Source organism: Bacillus sp. AC266, assembly GCF_979253805.1.
Window position 1 is genome coordinate 1,100,624 of sequence record NZ_CEEDEC010000001.1, and the last position, 15,269, is coordinate 1,115,892.

Here is a 15,269-nt window from a genome sequence, read left to right on the forward strand (position 1 = left end):
CTCTTTATAATACAAAAAGCACCAAAGAAACCGTTTTTCCCGGTACCTTCGGTGCTTTTAAAATGCATTATTTATTGTCCATTATTGGAAGGAGCCTCTCCTGTGTTCCCGCCAGTAGTTGGTGGGGTTGGAGTTTCTTGGCCACCTCCAGTGGTTGGTGGATTTGGAGTTCCTTGGCCACCTCCAGTGGTTGGTGGATTTGGAGTTCCTTGGCCACCTCCAGTAGTTGGCGGATTTGGAGTTCCTTGACCACCTCCAGTGGTTGGTGGATTTGGAGTTCCTTGGCCACCTCCAGTGGTTGGTGGATTTGGAGTTCCTTGGTCACCTCCATTAGTTGGTGGATTTGGAGTTCCTTGACCATTTCCATTGTTTTGTTCATTTTGCTTATTCTGTTCATCTTGTTTCTTTTGCTCTTCTTGCTTCTTAAGCTCTTCTTGCTTCTTAAGTTCATCTTGTTTCTTTTGCTCTTCTTGTTTCTTAAGTTCTTCCTGTTTCTTTAATTCCTCTTGATTTTTCTCTTCTTCAGTTTTTTGCTGTTGATCTTGTTTTGGTTGTTCCGTTGTATCCGGTACGCTAGTATTTGGAGATGAATCACGTTTTTCACCTTTTATACGCAATTCACTACCTTCTTGAATAACACTACTTGGCATTTTAAAGCGTGATTTATCTGTAGCCATCTCGCTCATCATTTCTTTAAAGATCAACTGTGCAATTTTCGTATTTTTACTACTAATATACTCGTCTTTACCATCTTTCGTATATCCAGTCCATACTGCCATCGTATATTGCGGTGTATATCCTGCAAACCAACTATCACGAGTTGCACTTTCTGGAATTCCATATTGTGCTAGTTGTTTTGAAGAATAGTTAGTTGTACCTGTTTTACCAGCTACATCTAAAGAGGCCACATTTGCCGATGTACCAGTACCTGATGTAACTACAGAACGAAGCATATCAGTAATCATATATGCTGTAGAATCCGCCATAACTGATTTTGGTTTTTGTCCAAAACTTTGTGACTTGCCGTCTGGATAAACTACTTTCTTAACAAAATGCGGCTTCGTATACTTACCGTCATTCCCAAATGCCGCATAAGCACCTGCAATTTCAGTTGGTGACGCTTCATTTGTACCGATCGCTGTTGATTCTGTCGGTGCTACATTAAATGTAATACCTAATTTCTCAGAGAACTCTTTCGATTTACTAATACCTACCTCTTTAGCTGTTTTAATAGCTGGGATATTACGTGACTTTGTTAGTGCTTCACGCATTGAGATTGGCCCTAAATGACTTCTATCTGCATTTCTAACTTCTTGGCCAGTTGAATACTTAAATGGAGAGTCATCAATTTGATGATAAGTAGCCCATTTTAAATATTCAATTGCAGGAGCGTAATCAAAAATTGGTTTCATCGTTGAACCAGCTGCACGATCTAATTCAATCGCCATATTATGCCCTTTAAATACTGCTTTATTTTCACCGCGCCCACTACCTATAGCGCGAACTTCTCCAGTTTTCGTATCCATAAATGTGAAAGCACCTTGGAATTTATCATTTGGATAATTAATAATATTTGTATTCAAAATATTATCAGCTAATTTCTGTGCTTTTGGATCCAATGTTGTATAAATTTCTAAACCATCAGATCCAATATTAACATCTGGTATTTCCTTTTCTACTTCTTTAACTACTGCATCCATAAATGCAGTATATGGCATCGCTTGTAGTTCAGCTGCACTCTTAATATTTTTATCCACTGGTACTTTCGAAGCTTCTTCCATTTCTGCCTTTGTAATATAACCATGTCTATTCATTAAGTTTAGTACAGTATTTCTTCTTTCTGTTGCCCTTTGAACATTTTCTTTTTTCGTTGGGTCATAGTTATTCGGTGCTTTTGGTAAGCCAGCTAGCATCGCAACTTCTGGTAATGTTAAATCTTTCAATTCTTTACCGTAGTAGTTTTGTGCTGCTGTTGCGATTCCATATGAACGGTTTCCTAAATTAATTTTATTTAAATACATCTCTAATATTTCATGTTTTGAATATTGTTGTTCTAGCTTATACGCTAAATATATTTCCTGAACTTTACGTTTTGACGTTTTTTCCATCGATAAGAAGTAGTTTTTAATAACTTGCTGCGTTATCGTACTACCACCTTGAGAGCCATAATCTCCCTTAAGACTAACTAAAACTGCACGAGCAGTACCTTTAAAATCTACTCCGCTATGCTCATAAAAACGCGAATCTTCTGTTGCTAAAAATGCATTTTCTACCAATTTAGGGATTTGATCATACGTAACATTCGTCCGCTTTTCTTTCCCATATTCATATACCAAATTCCCGTCTTTATCATAGATTTTTGAGGATAACGGATTAACAAGTTTTGCTTTCTCAAGTTTTGGTGCATCCTTAATCATTACGAAAAAGGTTGCAACCCCTGCCACTAAACCTACAATACCAAGTAGTAAACAACTGATTAAAAATTTACGAAAAAACGATGTTTTACCTTTTGGTTTTGTTTTTTTAGAAGCTGGTTGTTTTTTCTTTTGAACTTGTCGTCGCTCCTCTCGAGAACGATAATTTTCTGACATGTTACTTTCTCCTGCCTTTCAATTCTCCCGTTGATTTACTTGAAAATATTGAGGTCACTTTCCCAAATACATTTAATCAAGAAAGTATATTGACCTGGAGCATTCAATATTTTCCTAATTCACAGATTATACATTTTAGAATACTTCTTATACAAACTATTTTCACTTCTATTTTTTCTAATAATACTGCCCCTTAAAGCATAGAATGTAAGAAGTGAATTTTTAATACCTCGTATAAATAATATACCTTTTTTTCAAATGGTCAATATTTTCTTATTTATAAATCAAAGGTGAAATAAAAATAGCACAACGATATGTACTTCGTGTGAACTTCCTTATAATTACGTATAACAAACATTTAATATATTGCATATAAGTATAATACTCCTTTAATTATTAGGATTTCAACACGACAATCCCCTTCTCTACAAGAAACCATCTAAAATGAAAAATAAGGAGTTGCGTAATGATGGAGCTATCTCCCGTTATTTCAAAAAAATTAGTTGCTGTTGGCTATAATCCTTTTTCTATGATTTTACGTATTCAACTAAAGAATGGTATGTATGATTTCTTTAATGTGCCAGAAAGCATTTACACCGGTTTATTAAACGCACATTCTAAAAGTTATTATCATAATACTTATATTAAAAATTCTTACCGCTATACTAAAATTTAAACTTGATTGGCATACAAAAAAGAAAGGCGAATCAAATCCCCTTTCTTTTTTGTATGTCAATCGCAATTTACCTTCTATTTCTTTTATTAATTTCATCATACGCCTGAACTTGTTTTTTAAGTCGCCTGTCGGCTTTTTTATCATGTACGACAAGAACTGCGTGTATCGCTCCTGGAACCCAAAAAATTAAGGTTAAAATGAAATTAATAATCGCTTGAAATGGCTTTCCGCAAAATAAAACAGCTACCGGCGGAAGTAAAATTGCTAATAAGTACATCATGTCTGAAAAACTCCTTAATGTTTATTTTTCGATTCTTCCCCATCCATCTCCTACACTATCAAACCTATGAAATCATGTTATTTCTAAAAGCGTATATAAGAACTCATCATTACAAAAATCACATATAATAGTATAACTAAATGAGGAACCTCTCACTAACGTTAACAAGTTATTTTCACCTGTTCGTTTATATGTATATTCTACGCCTATATGAAAAAGCCTACAAAAACAATTAACACATCCATCTTGTCCTACTTCTAAAATTGAAATACTCCAAACTTCATTGAAATGAGTATTTCATCACCTTTTCTTAGATTCCAATCGTTGTTCCTCTACTATTTCGGTTAATCCAATTGCTGAAATTACAGTACCTATTGCCTGTATCCAAATACCTATTAGCCCTATTATACGTTGATCTTCTTTATCTATATTACTGTCTTCTTTTCCCTTTTCTTCTTTTGGTATATTTTTAATACCTTCATATGCTTGTAATCCCGCACCTAAACTTTGCATTGAATTCCCTAATACGATAATCCACTGTATTCCATTTATCTCATTCAATGCTACTTCTACTCCTAAAAAAGCGCCAATTGATTGCAAACTATTTCCAGTAATTATAAGGAAATCATTTTCTTTCATTTGTTCATTGAGATTAAAATACGTTCCTATTACATTTGAAATATTACCTAAAGCTAATAACTCAATCCCCGTTTTCGCTAGCGCTTTATTTTTATTATCTATAGTTACCTCTTGCTTCTCATATTTATCTTCATCTTTCGCATCATTAGTTGCTATAATTTGTAATATATATCCGAGAGCTTGTAATGAACTCCCTACAATAACGAGATCGGACTCAATCTTTTCTTCCCCTGCAAACCCTCTAGTTGTTCCAATTGCTGCTATAAGATTTCCTCCTACTTGAAACCAGGCACCTGTCAATTCTAAATCGCGTAGGTTCATTTCCCATCACCTATATTTAAATTTTCTAGTACATTCAAAACAAACAAATATCACCTTTAATTCATTATTCTATTTTTCATATGTAATTTTGTGCATCACATAATGTACTAATAATACAAAAAAGCACCTTTCAGGCGCTCTTTTTGACAAGGAGTTTCTCAATGAATGTATGCCGGACATGTCAATGACTCACCGTTTTTATCTATTGATATATTTAATATATAATGAATTGCTTTATGTGACCACATTTCAGGTGTAGGAGATTCTTTTACATATTGAGGTGCACATAAGTGAAGCATTGGAGTGCTAATACTGCCACCTGGATCTAAAGCAACTACTGCCATACCATTTGGCAGTTCCATTGCCATTGACTGCGTGATACCTTCAACAGCAAACTTCGAGGCACAATATGGCGCAAGTTCAGCCTCGCCTTCTCTTCCCCAACTAGAGCTCATGTTAATAATAATTCCTTCTTTCCTAGCTATCATCGCCGGGACGAACGCCCTAATGACATTTACTACCCCGTTCACATTTACACTCATTACACTTTCAAATTCTTGTGCGGTAACTTTCCATAGAGGTGCATTTTGATTAACAATCGATGCATTATTTATTAACATATCGGGAGCCCTATACTTATTAAGAATACGACTTGCCCATTTACTAACTTGGTGATGATTTGAAACATCAATTATTTGAAAATCATGTGAAGCACCGTAATATTTATTAAGCTCTTCAATTTTATTTTTTGAGCGTCCACACCCTGCTATGTTCCACCCCAATTCATGAAACCTATCAACCATTGCACGTCCTAACCCTTGCGTTACTCCAGTAATAATTACAAGTTTCCCAATGTCGTTTCGCTCCAACTTCATCTCCTCCTTTCCATTAATATTACTCTTTTTATTCTTATTCAACTTCTCACTTAAGTATCAATTCATTTCATACTTTAGAAGTATTTTTGATATTACATATTACAAACAAAAAGAGTAACCATCATAGTTACTCTTTTTGTTTGTATCGTTATTATTTTTAAATTGTATCTTCTATTCCCTACATTTCTCACATCGATAAATATAGGTTACACCTTAATGAAAGTATATTTATGTTTACGGTTCGATTTATCCAAATACTTTTCAATCCACTTTTTCAACTTAACAGAGCCCACCTCTATCAATAAATTTCCACCTAGTCTTATAACATACTTTTATTTAAATTCTCAATCTCATTTTGCAACTTTTTAAATTGCTCAAAATGCATTGTTATAGATTGAATACTATTCCTTTCAACATTTTGCTTTACTAATAAAACGCCTGTATCGTGAAAAATTGCTTCAAGTTCTTTCCTTATAGATACTTTCGTAATATATGCGGTTTTAATTGCCGATAAAATTGCTATTTCATTAAACTTTAATTTTATTTCATTAGGACAAAATGCTTTTTCGATCAATGTGACATCATTACTATAAATATAAGCAATAAGTTTACTTGATTCTGCATCTGTTAAATCCACTGTTTTTATAACATTATCCATTACATTTCGCCTCCTTTAATTCCATATATATTAATTATTCGAATTTATTCTTTTTAAAATTCAGCTCTTCATTAATTTTAACATACTTTTTGCTCGATTGATTAAACAAAGCTTCAAACATTTTTCTATTCCGGAATATTTGTCAAATGAACCAATTAGACTATACCTTCATATAGTAATGCAAACAATTACTTATAAAGCAGGTGAAAATTATGCCCTCAGTTGTTGGGAATTTAGTTGTACAAAATAGTAACGGATCTTTCAACTTAGGTGATTTCTACAATGTTTCTCCAAAAGAGAATACGAAAGCTTATAACGGCTCTGGCGCATCTAACGTTGGTTTCGTAGTGAACACTTTTAGTGGGGTTAGCGCGACTAATACATTTGATTCTGATCTAGCAGATCAAAACCAAGTTGGTACGGCCTAACCAGATCTGTAATCATTTTTGTATAACATTTTAAAATTTGTCTATACTATACTCAGGCTGATACACAGCTATCATTGATTTTTTGAGTGCCAATCTTTTTCTCCCTTTCCCTGGGACTAAGCAGCTAGCTTGCAGCTAGCTGCTTTTTCATTTAGTTCTTCACCTCTTCAAAAAATTAGGTTTTAACAGGTAGCCTGACTCACAGCCGAATTTTGAGGTGTGAATCTGCCTGTCCGTAAATAGCTAGATAAATTAAAGAAGCTAAACTTCAAAATTCAGCTTCTTTTAGGTTACATCAATTATGTCCATTGCAGAAAATATATATGTTTTATAAAATGCATCTGTACATTTTACAATTTGTTGAATTGGATTTATATGAACCACTGTCATATAACTCGTAAGTATGTATCCTTCTTCAAAATATGTCACTAACATCTCTTCTTCAGACAATAATGAAGTTAATAATTTGTCTGAAATGCTGTCTTTCGCTTCATTTGTTATTAGCGGTCTTTGGACTTTTAATTTCTCTCCAATAATTTTTTTCATACTTAATAATTGTTCCGACATTACTGTAAACGGAACCCACTCTCTTCCTTTTTCCTGTATCTTTACATAATTCATTTTCTTTACTCCTCAATTTTCTATATCTATCCATGCTTGAACTACCCCACTTTCACTTCGTTTAGAAGTGGGGGATTCCTAAGTAAAGAGTTCTATCGAACTCTAATTTATTAGGCTATCTCCGCAGCCCTTGCGGTTAGAAGCCTTATCGCTTCATTCTTTATCCATCTCTTATTTATACGTAGCGTAGCTTTCCAATTCAAAACTATTTATGAATTTGTAGACATCTCCACTTCGAAAGAACATTCGTTCTAATTATACACGAACGAACGTTCTTACGGAAGTGCAACATGTAAATTTTTCAAATAAAATGCAACTTTAATATATGAAGTTTATTCATACTCATTTATTACTCCCTTTTATTAATCAAATTTCTTTGCACTTCCTATCGCATCATAGAATACGTGTAGCAACAATAAAAGCGACTCCACCTAATGTGAAGCCGCTTTTATTGAACTAATTATATTTCTAATTTTACTTTTCTATCCTAACTAACGTTCTTTCTGGAATACAAATTTCAGCTATATCTCATTAACCATCCTTCAACAAAAGCATACACTTTTATTATGAACGAACTCACAAAGCTTTAGAAACTTATGATGTAAAACAATTCATTCCTCATAAGTTTCATACATATCGACAATTACTACCATTTATCCTGCTATTTGTAGGCAGTAAGATTCACACTCATCAATTTTTCACTTTCTTTATTGAATATGCTTGGGTTGCATTATAATATGTAATTCTCTCTCTGTTTCTGTTTTTTTCGGATTCCGATAATATTCCAGTTTATATTCTAATACTTCATACTCAACCATCCCAATCTTTATCCCTTTTGTTTCTTTTAATACAGCTAATAGAACGCTTATATTTTCATTAGATGATTCAAAAATTTTCCCTCCGCCTTCTCTCTTAAAAATAACTTTCATATATTCTCCCCCAAATTAATTTAATAATCTAGTAAATATAAAAATATTCATCCTATTTTAATAAGGTGAAGGCTAATAATCAGTGAGGGTTTTGTCCATCACCCACTGATTATTAGCCTTCACCAATCGGGCTTTTACGAGCAGTAAGACTCCCATAAATAGCGGGATAAATAATTCTTATCATCATTAAGAACATACTTTTGTACTAAATGTTCAACATGTCACTTCCTATAAAGTTAATTTATACTCCAATAAATATGATATGTACCATTCTTTAAATTATGTCCTCAATTCACTCTCCACGAAAATATATTTAGTTTATATTTAACAAAATTAATTAACTAAAACATTATCATTTCAACATTTTGCGAATTTAATTGCTTATTCCTTTTATCTACATCCAAATTTTCCTATTGTAATTCTTAATATTTAAATGTAATATTGTATTGTCTTACTATCTATTTATAACTCACACACTAACGCGAAAAGGGAACTCTATATGAGTTCCCTTTTCTATTGAAAACAAAAAAACAGAAATATAGCATTATGCTAAATCTCTGTTTTTCTTCTAAACCTTATTTCTCATCTAAGAATTTAAATGTATCTTTAAATTCTTTATCTGTTACTTTAATATCTGCTTCTTTCAATAGATCATTGATTACTTGTTGTTTCCATTTACCTGTCGCATCTTGCAGTCTTTGTTGTTCTAAATCTTTTCGAATCGTATCTTTTACTTCATCAAATGGTTTCAATTCTTTTTTATCCGTCACTTTTATTATATGATAACCATAAGATGTTTTTATTGGCTCACTTACTTGTCCTGCATCTAATTTATATGCAGCTTCCTCAAACTCTTTCACAGTTTGACCAGGAGCAAAACCAGCGATTTCTCCGCCCTGTTCCTTTGAACCAGTATCTTCCGAATACTGTTTCGCTAAAGCAGTAAAATCTTCACCATTATTTATTTTCTCTTTTACTTCTTTCGCAGTTTTTTCATCTTTCACTAAAATGTGACTTACCTTCATTTCAGGTTTATGGTTATCTTTCACATCTTTATCTGTGACAGTCGCTCTAATCGCTTTCTCAAGTGCAATTTCTGGCTTCATTCTCTCTTTTAATTCATCTTCATTCTTTAATCCTACTTGCTCTAAAGCCACTTTAAACTTGTCACCCATTTGTTCCTTCGCTGCTTCTACTTGTTTTTTAGCTTCTTCATCTGAAACTTTATATTTATCTAGCAATGCCTTATTTAACATCATTTGAGATAAAGTACTTTTTCCATATGTTTGCCTTAATTCTTTACTTAACTCTTTCTCTGTCACGTTTCCTACTTTTGATGTTGCAACATTTTCTGAGGAACCACACGCAGACAATGTTAGCGCCACACATGCAATAATAGTTCCCATAAATAGCTTTTTCTTTTTCAATTCAAATACCTCACTTTGATAAATGTATATTAGGAACTATACAGCGCTATTGTGAAATCAATGTGTTTTCTGCAAGTATTTCTCTTCATGCCAGAGACAAGCCTTATTAAATAAAAAAGCCGGCATAAATCCGACTTTTAACATCATTTAATCTGCACATGTTCTTCTTTGATCCATTTGTTCCCACCTATATCTATATATCCATCTTGACGATTCCAAATACGATAAGGAACCCTCCCATCGACCGCACCTGTATCATTCCCGTTTGGCCCATCGTACGTTCTAATTTCATATCCAGGTGTATACTTTGAATATGCATAAAACCATTGTACATTAAAATGTTCTAACTTAGCCCACTGTTGTTCACCACCTAAACAAATCATATCTTTTTCGCCACCTCCCCAATAACCTTTATAGATTAAATATGGGATTTTTTTCGTAAGTCTTCCTATAAATTGCGGATTCGCAGGATTTTCATATAAATTAATTCCGTATCCATCATCATATTTTGAAACTGCAATACCAATTCCATTTGGTCGCTTACTGTCTCCAATACTAGATTGATTTGTTTGATTTGAACCTATAAACCAAGAAAGATTTTTATTCCCAATTAATTGATTCAAATCACATTTTCCAATACCAGGAACATTTCCTGAATCAGTATATTGCCAAATATCACAAGGATATGCTGGTTTATTCCCTCCATAACGAGGAATCCAAATAAAATCAGCATCAATATTGCGAGCTCCAAATGATACATACGTGTGATGTCCTACATATAAACCAATTTTTTTTGCACCTAATCGGCGTAATTCATCAATAAATGCTTGAGTCCCGCCTTGCATATCTATCATTGTTTGAACTTCTACATCTGCCACCCAAAATTTAGCGTTTTTATCGCCACGATTCCAAAAATCTTGTGCTTCTTTTTTTGCATCTGAAATAGATATAAAACGGCAAAATGCATAATTCCCAAATGGGATACTACGTTTCTTCATTTCTTTCACATAACCTTGATACATAAAATCGATCGTATTCGAACCATCTTGAACTCTAGCAATAACTAAATCTAGCTGAGACGCTGCAATATCCCAATTAATATTTCCATTCCATTTCGAAATATCTACAATATAACCCATTACTAATCAACTCCTTTTTATTATCTTATTCAAAGCTTGTTTTATTGCTAGACCCATACGCCTAATAGCAAGCTTCTATAAGACAAATAAATATATTTTCATCATTTTTTAAAACTAAATAATTTCTTTTTATCGATAATAAATAAGTCCTTCTTTTTTTGCATTTGTAAACGATAAACTTGCGTTTATTTCATACTAAATATTGGAATAAAACTATAAATAATGTACATACTACATATAAGCAATTTTTGCTTATACTCATGAATGACCTCCAAGATTTTTCAATCTCCCTGTAAAAGGCAGCTAAAAAAAGCTGCCTTTTTACAATTTATTATATAGAGACAAGTTAATTAACGCTTATTCCCTCATATTAGTCTGTTTTTAAGCTTTTTATAAACATGATATATATTTTTTCACAACACTATTTTGATACGTAATAGAAATTACATCAACTCATACAGTATATGTAATAATCAACTACAATAAAAATTACATATTATATTAATATGTCTTCCTAATTAAAAGGAAATAAACATATAACCTCTGTTATGTAAGGAGTTTATTTAATGAAAAAAATCCCTATCGTATTCAAAGTTCCCCCGAATTCAAAGCTAAAAGTTACATTCTATGGTCCTTGTAACGAAGTAATTACAAATGTATCTTTAATTAATCAACTACTCACCACTACCTGCCAAACTGTATCTCAATATCCAGACTTCAAGAAATATATAACTGAAGTCCGATCATTATCAAATTGTTAATCGTATAATTTTATGATTTATCATTTCGAACAGTACGATAACAAAATAATAAAAAGAGCCGCATCTTTCAAAAGAAACGGCTCTTTTTCATTTCACAAAACATGACTTCATTAAAAAACTAAAATAACTCATTAATTGATATTCTGTTGATATTTTATTGATATTTTACACATATTAATGAAATGCGCATATATTATCGTATGGAGATTCTCCACTCATAAAACCTATCTTTTTTTGAGCATACTTTATTTGTATGCTCCTTTTTTATTCTTTACTTAACGGCTTACCCTGTTAATATTTCCAAATATCATCTGAACGAACATTGAATATTTCAATTTTTTTATTATGTGCTATGAATATAAGTTTAATAATTTATCTGTAGCTACATTTTCAGTATCACTTAAATCGACAAAATAATGAAGTTGCCACAATTGACTCTTCTTAGCTTGATTACTAATAGGTTTATCCCAAATAGGGTAAACCCTCATAGCCATTTTCCCTTTTTGATTTTGAGTTTTTAATATTTTTTCTTTTAGAAGAATCTCTTTTGGAAAAATAAATTGTCCTAGGTTATTATCCGCTATACAAGTGATAACTAAAAGGTTAGGAGCTGAATCATAAGAAAATGCCTGATTGCTCATGGAGGCATTCTTCTCCCAAAAAGAAACAAATTGTCCAATCTTATTAGGCGTAATTTTTGATACCCTAAATCGGATGCTTCTATTATTTAGCTGGAATACCCCTCCTGCATATTCTGAATTTTGCTTTTCTTCTTTTCGTTTAGTAATTAATAGATTATTAGGTTTGTAAATCATTTCATCTAGTTTTTCAATTATATTACTAAAATTTGTCATGTAAACGCACCTTTTTTATTTTCCAGTATACCAAGAACGTTCGTTCTTGTATATTAAACTTAAACAAATGTTGGCTTTGAATAGTCTTTCAAAGATTATTTTATCTACTCCATCCATAACTTCAAATTTACTTTTATAATATTTATTACATTACTCTTCCAATTCCTTATATTCTTCATTATTTCATTAATATATTAATAAAAAACGAGGTACATATTACATGAATCCATCCAAAATTGACTTCGGCTCCATAGAGCAACCTTTATTCCTATTAATTTTATATCTTATCGCAATTCTTTTAACACTCGGCATTACATTTAGTATATGTCATTCCCTTTTACTAAATTTAAATGCACCGAGATGAGTAGCAAAACTGTTAGCTATCATATTAACTCTAGGTGTTGCTTATCAAGTGTTTATGAACTTATTTTAATATATTACCAATTTAACACCTTTAACTAAAAGGCCCTACCATAAGGTAGGGCCTTTTTTAAAAAATAGTCCATAAATCACAAACATGTCTTTTATTTTATTGGAGATGGGAATCTTGCAGCTTCAAAATGCGTACTAATAAATCCTGGATCATTTTGTATAATCAGTCCATCTACATCACTCTCAGCAAAAATTTCAACTACATCTCCTGCATGTAATTGAAGTATTGTTGAAACAGCTACGACATTTGCAAAATTGGGTGGACCAAAAAAGTCATTATCTATCGCTATAGCTGGATTATCATTTACCCGAATTTCTACACGCGCTCTATAATTCGTATTACTATCATTAGGTGCAAAGCTGATTGTACCAATAATAGAATAAACCCCTCTAGTCTTCGGAATAAAATCTGATGTTACTGGATTATATTCATTCGCTAAATCAAACTGTTCATTTTGGAATAATACTTTAACAAAAGTATTTGCAGTGACATTTTGATTTACTGTACTAACCGCTCTAAAAGCAGATGCCCTTACAAGTTTATCTTTCTCATTATCACAACACTTATCGTAATAATCTGTACTCTTCTTACAACAAGTATGCTTTGTCTTTTTATAGCCATTGCAATGCTTACAATAATAATAAGACATATTTATATCCCCTTTCTAAATCTATTGTTGTATACTATGCAAAATAAATTTAAAAAGTTTGGACGAGCTATTGCTATTATGAAATTAAAAAACTCCACCGAAAAGCAGAGTTAATAAATTTTTTCCTTTTTAATATTTATACAATTGGAGATGGGAATCTTGCAGCCTGAAAATGAGAACCGTCTTCTGTACTACTAATAACCCCATCTATACTACTTTGTGCAAAAATCTCGACAATATCACCTGCATGTAATTGAAGTATTGTTGAAACACTTACGACATTACCGAAATTTATCGGACCAAAAAAGTCGTTATCTATAGCAATTGCCGCATTTCCATTCACTCGAACTTCTACACGCGCTCTATAATTTAAATTTGTATCGTTCGGAAAGAAACCAATCGTCCCAATTACGGAATAAACTCCTCTAGTCTTCGGAGTAAAATCTGATGTTGCTGGGTTATATTCGTTCGCTAAATCAAATTGTTCATTTTGAAATAATACTTTAACAAAAGTATTAGCTGGAAGGTTTTGATTAACTGTATTTACAGCTCTAAAAGCAGATGCTCTTACAAGGTTATTCTCCTTATGATCGCAAGAACAGTCATCACATCTTTTACCGCACTTATTATAATAATCACTTCTTTTTTTACAGCAATCATGATTTTTCTTTTGGTAACTCTCACAATTCTTACAGTAGTAATAACAAGACATATATAGTGCTCCTTTCTAATCTACTACTGCATAATATGTATGCTAGACTTGAAAAGTTTGGACAGGTTATTGCGATTACAAAAATAAAAATGCTCCACCATAAGGCAGAGCGAAGAGAAAGTATAACTTTTAAAAACAAAGCACTCATGTAATATTCTGGTTAAATCAGTAATACAAATTATCTAGTTTCATCAACTCGGATTTTCAGAAAAAACTCCTCTGTACGATTTTATTATTATTGAATAGATTATATTGTTAAGTGAGATATGCAATATTTCATATTTTATTATTTCAATATTCCTTTATTATCGTTGAGTTGTAAACATCCTCTTTAAAACACTTTAAAATCAACACTTACTCTATAACAAATACTTTTTCATCCTTTAGAATTACCTGCAAGCATTATATTCAAATATTATTATTGTAAATTATTGACCTGTACAAACGTATAATTTTTGTGTATTCCATGGACAAGGAGTAAGGTAAGAGTTACTCTTTGCCTTTTTTCATAAACTAAATCGGTAAGATCCCCTAACTAGTAAGCTTTCTTTACCTAAACATCATGCATTTCTTTTTGCATACACCGCTACTCTTCTTCGACTGTTTCGTTTACAATCATCAGACACTATTTAACAGTACATAGTTCATTTATCCAGCACTTTCAAAACAACTTGTACACCGTTAAAATACTTCATGCACTACAAATAAATTATCCGTTCTTGTACAGGATGAGTATAAATTTTGGAATGTCCTGATATTAAATTACTTACAAGGTTTCATACCACTTATACTTTTGGAGACGGGAATCTTGCAGCTTCAAAATGCGTACTATCTTCTACATTACTAATAACTCCAGCTACGCTACTTTGTGCAAAAATCTCGACTAAATCCCCTGCACTCAATTGAATTATGGATGAAACAGCTACAACATTAGCAAAGTTTATTGGACCAAAAAAATCATTATCTATTTCATAGACACCATTTATCAAACACTCCATGTTTCTTCACCTCTTGAATATTTTTTAAATAAAAATACATACTACTTTCAAGTCGTCGTATCCACGGCTAGTACTTCTTTCTTTTGTTACAGTAGTAAGCAGGCAGGTTCTTCACCTATCTGCTTTCTCTGTATATTTTTTTAGATATCGAAAACACTACCTACAAGCTGTTTGAACTAGCAGCTTCACTCTTCTTGTAATGGGAAAGCAATTTATCACAATTAGCTAACTCATTCAACTCACAGGCAGACAACCAAAATTGTTGTCTGCTTTTTGTA

Annotated in this window: 15 protein-coding genes and 2 pseudogenes; 4 read left to right on the plus strand and 13 right to left on the minus strand. The window is 32.3% G+C overall.

Annotation, left to right across the window (positions count from 1 at the left end; translation table 11 throughout):
- Nucleotides 1-71 precede the first annotated feature (71 nt).
- Nucleotides 72-2,591, minus strand: coding sequence for a PBP1A family penicillin-binding protein (locus AC0IXC_RS05590; RefSeq protein WP_061688759.1), 2,520 nt, complete (start codon nt 2,589-2,591; stop codon nt 72-74).
- A 466-nt stretch (nt 2,592-3,057) separates the two neighbouring features.
- Between AC0IXC_RS05590 and AC0IXC_RS05595 the strand changes: the two genes are divergently transcribed.
- Complete coding sequence (locus AC0IXC_RS05595; protein ID WP_002035375.1) at nt 3,058-3,267, plus strand: KTSC domain-containing protein; 210 nt, start codon at nt 3,058-3,060, stop codon at nt 3,265-3,267.
- Between the two features lie 67 nt (nt 3,268-3,334).
- Here the strand turns inward: AC0IXC_RS05595 and AC0IXC_RS05600 are convergent, their stop codons facing one another.
- From AC0IXC_RS05600 to AC0IXC_RS05615, 4 genes are all read right to left on the minus strand, one after another.
- Nucleotides 3,335-3,547, minus strand: coding sequence for a YqaE/Pmp3 family membrane protein (locus tag AC0IXC_RS05600; RefSeq protein WP_002085763.1), 213 nt, complete (start codon nt 3,545-3,547; stop codon nt 3,335-3,337).
- 300 nt (nt 3,548-3,847) lie between these two features.
- Complete coding sequence (locus AC0IXC_RS05605; RefSeq protein WP_471652693.1) at nt 3,848-4,507, minus strand: DUF6944 family repetitive protein; 660 nt, start codon at nt 4,505-4,507, stop codon at nt 3,848-3,850.
- 158 nt (nt 4,508-4,665) lie between these two features.
- A complete protein-coding gene (locus AC0IXC_RS05610; RefSeq protein ID WP_002085764.1) occupies nt 4,666-5,376 on the minus strand; it encodes an SDR family oxidoreductase in 711 nt (236 codons plus the stop codon).
- A 325-nt stretch (nt 5,377-5,701) separates the two neighbouring features.
- On the minus strand, nt 5,702-6,040 hold the full coding sequence (locus AC0IXC_RS05615; RefSeq protein ID WP_002031841.1) for a hypothetical protein: 339 nt from the start codon (nt 6,038-6,040) through the stop codon (nt 5,702-5,704).
- Nucleotides 6,041-6,252: 212 nt separating this feature from the next.
- On the opposite strand from AC0IXC_RS05615, the gene gerPF reads away from it, so the two are divergent.
- Nucleotides 6,253-6,468 carry a spore germination protein GerPF gene (gerPF, locus tag AC0IXC_RS05620; RefSeq protein WP_001141569.1) on the plus strand — a complete coding sequence of 72 codons (216 nt, stop codon included), beginning with the start codon at nt 6,253-6,255 and terminating at the stop codon, nt 6,466-6,468.
- 285 nt (nt 6,469-6,753) lie between these two features.
- Here gerPF and AC0IXC_RS05625 read toward each other — a convergent pair whose 3' ends face one another.
- From AC0IXC_RS05625 to AC0IXC_RS05640, 4 genes are all read right to left on the minus strand, one after another.
- Nucleotides 6,754-7,089 (minus strand): YolD-like family protein, encoded by a 336-nt coding sequence (locus tag AC0IXC_RS05625; protein ID WP_002085766.1) that lies wholly within the window; start codon nt 7,087-7,089, stop codon nt 6,754-6,756.
- A 707-nt stretch (nt 7,090-7,796) separates the two neighbouring features.
- Nucleotides 7,797-8,018, minus strand: coding sequence for a hypothetical protein (locus AC0IXC_RS05630; protein ID WP_002012623.1), 222 nt, complete (start codon nt 8,016-8,018; stop codon nt 7,797-7,799).
- A gap of 575 nt (nt 8,019-8,593) precedes the next feature.
- A complete protein-coding gene (locus AC0IXC_RS05635; protein ID WP_002031835.1) occupies nt 8,594-9,445 on the minus strand; it encodes a peptidylprolyl isomerase PrsA in 852 nt (283 codons plus the stop codon).
- 143 nt (nt 9,446-9,588) lie between these two features.
- Nucleotides 9,589-10,584 (minus strand): glycoside hydrolase family 25 protein, encoded by a 996-nt coding sequence (locus tag AC0IXC_RS05640; RefSeq protein WP_002031833.1) that lies wholly within the window; start codon nt 10,582-10,584, stop codon nt 9,589-9,591.
- 566 nt (nt 10,585-11,150) lie between these two features.
- Here AC0IXC_RS05640 and AC0IXC_RS05645 point away from each other — a divergent pair.
- Nucleotides 11,151-11,345 carry a hypothetical protein gene (locus AC0IXC_RS05645; RefSeq protein WP_002189528.1) on the plus strand — a complete coding sequence of 65 codons (195 nt, stop codon included), beginning with the start codon at nt 11,151-11,153 and terminating at the stop codon, nt 11,343-11,345.
- Between the two features lie 350 nt (nt 11,346-11,695).
- On the opposite strand, the gene AC0IXC_RS05650 is transcribed toward AC0IXC_RS05645, so the two are convergent.
- A complete protein-coding gene (locus AC0IXC_RS05650; protein ID WP_002141670.1) occupies nt 11,696-12,199 on the minus strand; it encodes a MepB family protein in 504 nt (167 codons plus the stop codon).
- Nucleotides 12,200-12,419: 220 nt separating this feature from the next.
- Between AC0IXC_RS05650 and AC0IXC_RS05655 the strand changes: the two are divergent.
- A pseudogene (locus AC0IXC_RS05655) lies at nt 12,420-12,632 on the plus strand (hypothetical protein).
- 91 nt (nt 12,633-12,723) lie between these two features.
- Here the strand turns inward: AC0IXC_RS05655 and AC0IXC_RS05660 are convergent.
- The 3 genes and pseudogenes from AC0IXC_RS05660 to AC0IXC_RS05670 form a co-directional block, all read right to left on the minus strand.
- Complete coding sequence (locus AC0IXC_RS05660; RefSeq protein ID WP_002031830.1) at nt 12,724-13,281, minus strand: C1q-like domain-containing protein; 558 nt, start codon at nt 13,279-13,281, stop codon at nt 12,724-12,726.
- Nucleotides 13,282-13,417: 136 nt separating this feature from the next.
- Nucleotides 13,418-13,993, minus strand: coding sequence for a C1q-like domain-containing protein (locus tag AC0IXC_RS05665; RefSeq protein WP_002031829.1), 576 nt, complete (start codon nt 13,991-13,993; stop codon nt 13,418-13,420).
- Nucleotides 13,994-14,778: 785 nt separating this feature from the next.
- Nucleotides 14,779-14,964, minus strand: a pseudogene (locus tag AC0IXC_RS05670) (hypothetical protein); the annotation flags it as partial.
- Nucleotides 14,965-15,269: the final 305 nt, after the last annotated feature.

What these genes read in the sequence shown, in the direction of transcription:
- AC0IXC_RS05590 (WP_061688759.1), bottom strand. Translation starts at nt 2,591, where the DNA reads ATGTCAGAAAATTATCGTTCTCGAGAGGAGCGACGACAAGTTCAAAAG.
- AC0IXC_RS05595 (WP_002035375.1), top strand. Translation starts at nt 3,058, where the DNA reads ATGATGGAGCTATCTCCCGTTATTTCAAAAAAATTAGTTGCTGTTGGC.
- AC0IXC_RS05600 (WP_002085763.1), bottom strand. Translation starts at nt 3,547, where the DNA reads ATGATGTACTTATTAGCAATTTTACTTCCGCCGGTAGCTGTTTTATTT.
- AC0IXC_RS05605 (WP_471652693.1), bottom strand. Translation starts at nt 4,507, where the DNA reads ATGAACCTACGCGATTTAGAATTGACAGGTGCCTGGTTTCAAGTAGGA.
- AC0IXC_RS05615 (WP_002031841.1), bottom strand. Translation starts at nt 6,040, where the DNA reads ATGGATAATGTTATAAAAACAGTGGATTTAACAGATGCAGAATCAAGT.
- gerPF (WP_001141569.1), top strand. Translation starts at nt 6,253, where the DNA reads ATGCCCTCAGTTGTTGGGAATTTAGTTGTACAAAATAGTAACGGATCT.
- AC0IXC_RS05625 (WP_002085766.1), bottom strand. Translation starts at nt 7,089, where the DNA reads ATGAATTATGTAAAGATACAGGAAAAAGGAAGAGAGTGGGTTCCGTTT.
- AC0IXC_RS05630 (WP_002012623.1), bottom strand. Translation starts at nt 8,018, where the DNA reads ATGAAAGTTATTTTTAAGAGAGAAGGCGGAGGGAAAATTTTTGAATCA.
- AC0IXC_RS05640 (WP_002031833.1), bottom strand. Translation starts at nt 10,584, where the DNA reads ATGGGTTATATTGTAGATATTTCGAAATGGAATGGAAATATTAATTGG.
- AC0IXC_RS05645 (WP_002189528.1), top strand. Translation starts at nt 11,151, where the DNA reads ATGAAAAAAATCCCTATCGTATTCAAAGTTCCCCCGAATTCAAAGCTA.
- AC0IXC_RS05650 (WP_002141670.1), bottom strand. Translation starts at nt 12,199, where the DNA reads ATGACAAATTTTAGTAATATAATTGAAAAACTAGATGAAATGATTTAC.
- AC0IXC_RS05660 (WP_002031830.1), bottom strand. Translation starts at nt 13,281, where the DNA reads ATGTCTTATTATTATTGTAAGCATTGCAATGGCTATAAAAAGACAAAG.
- AC0IXC_RS05665 (WP_002031829.1), bottom strand. Translation starts at nt 13,993, where the DNA reads ATGTCTTGTTATTACTACTGTAAGAATTGTGAGAGTTACCAAAAGAAA.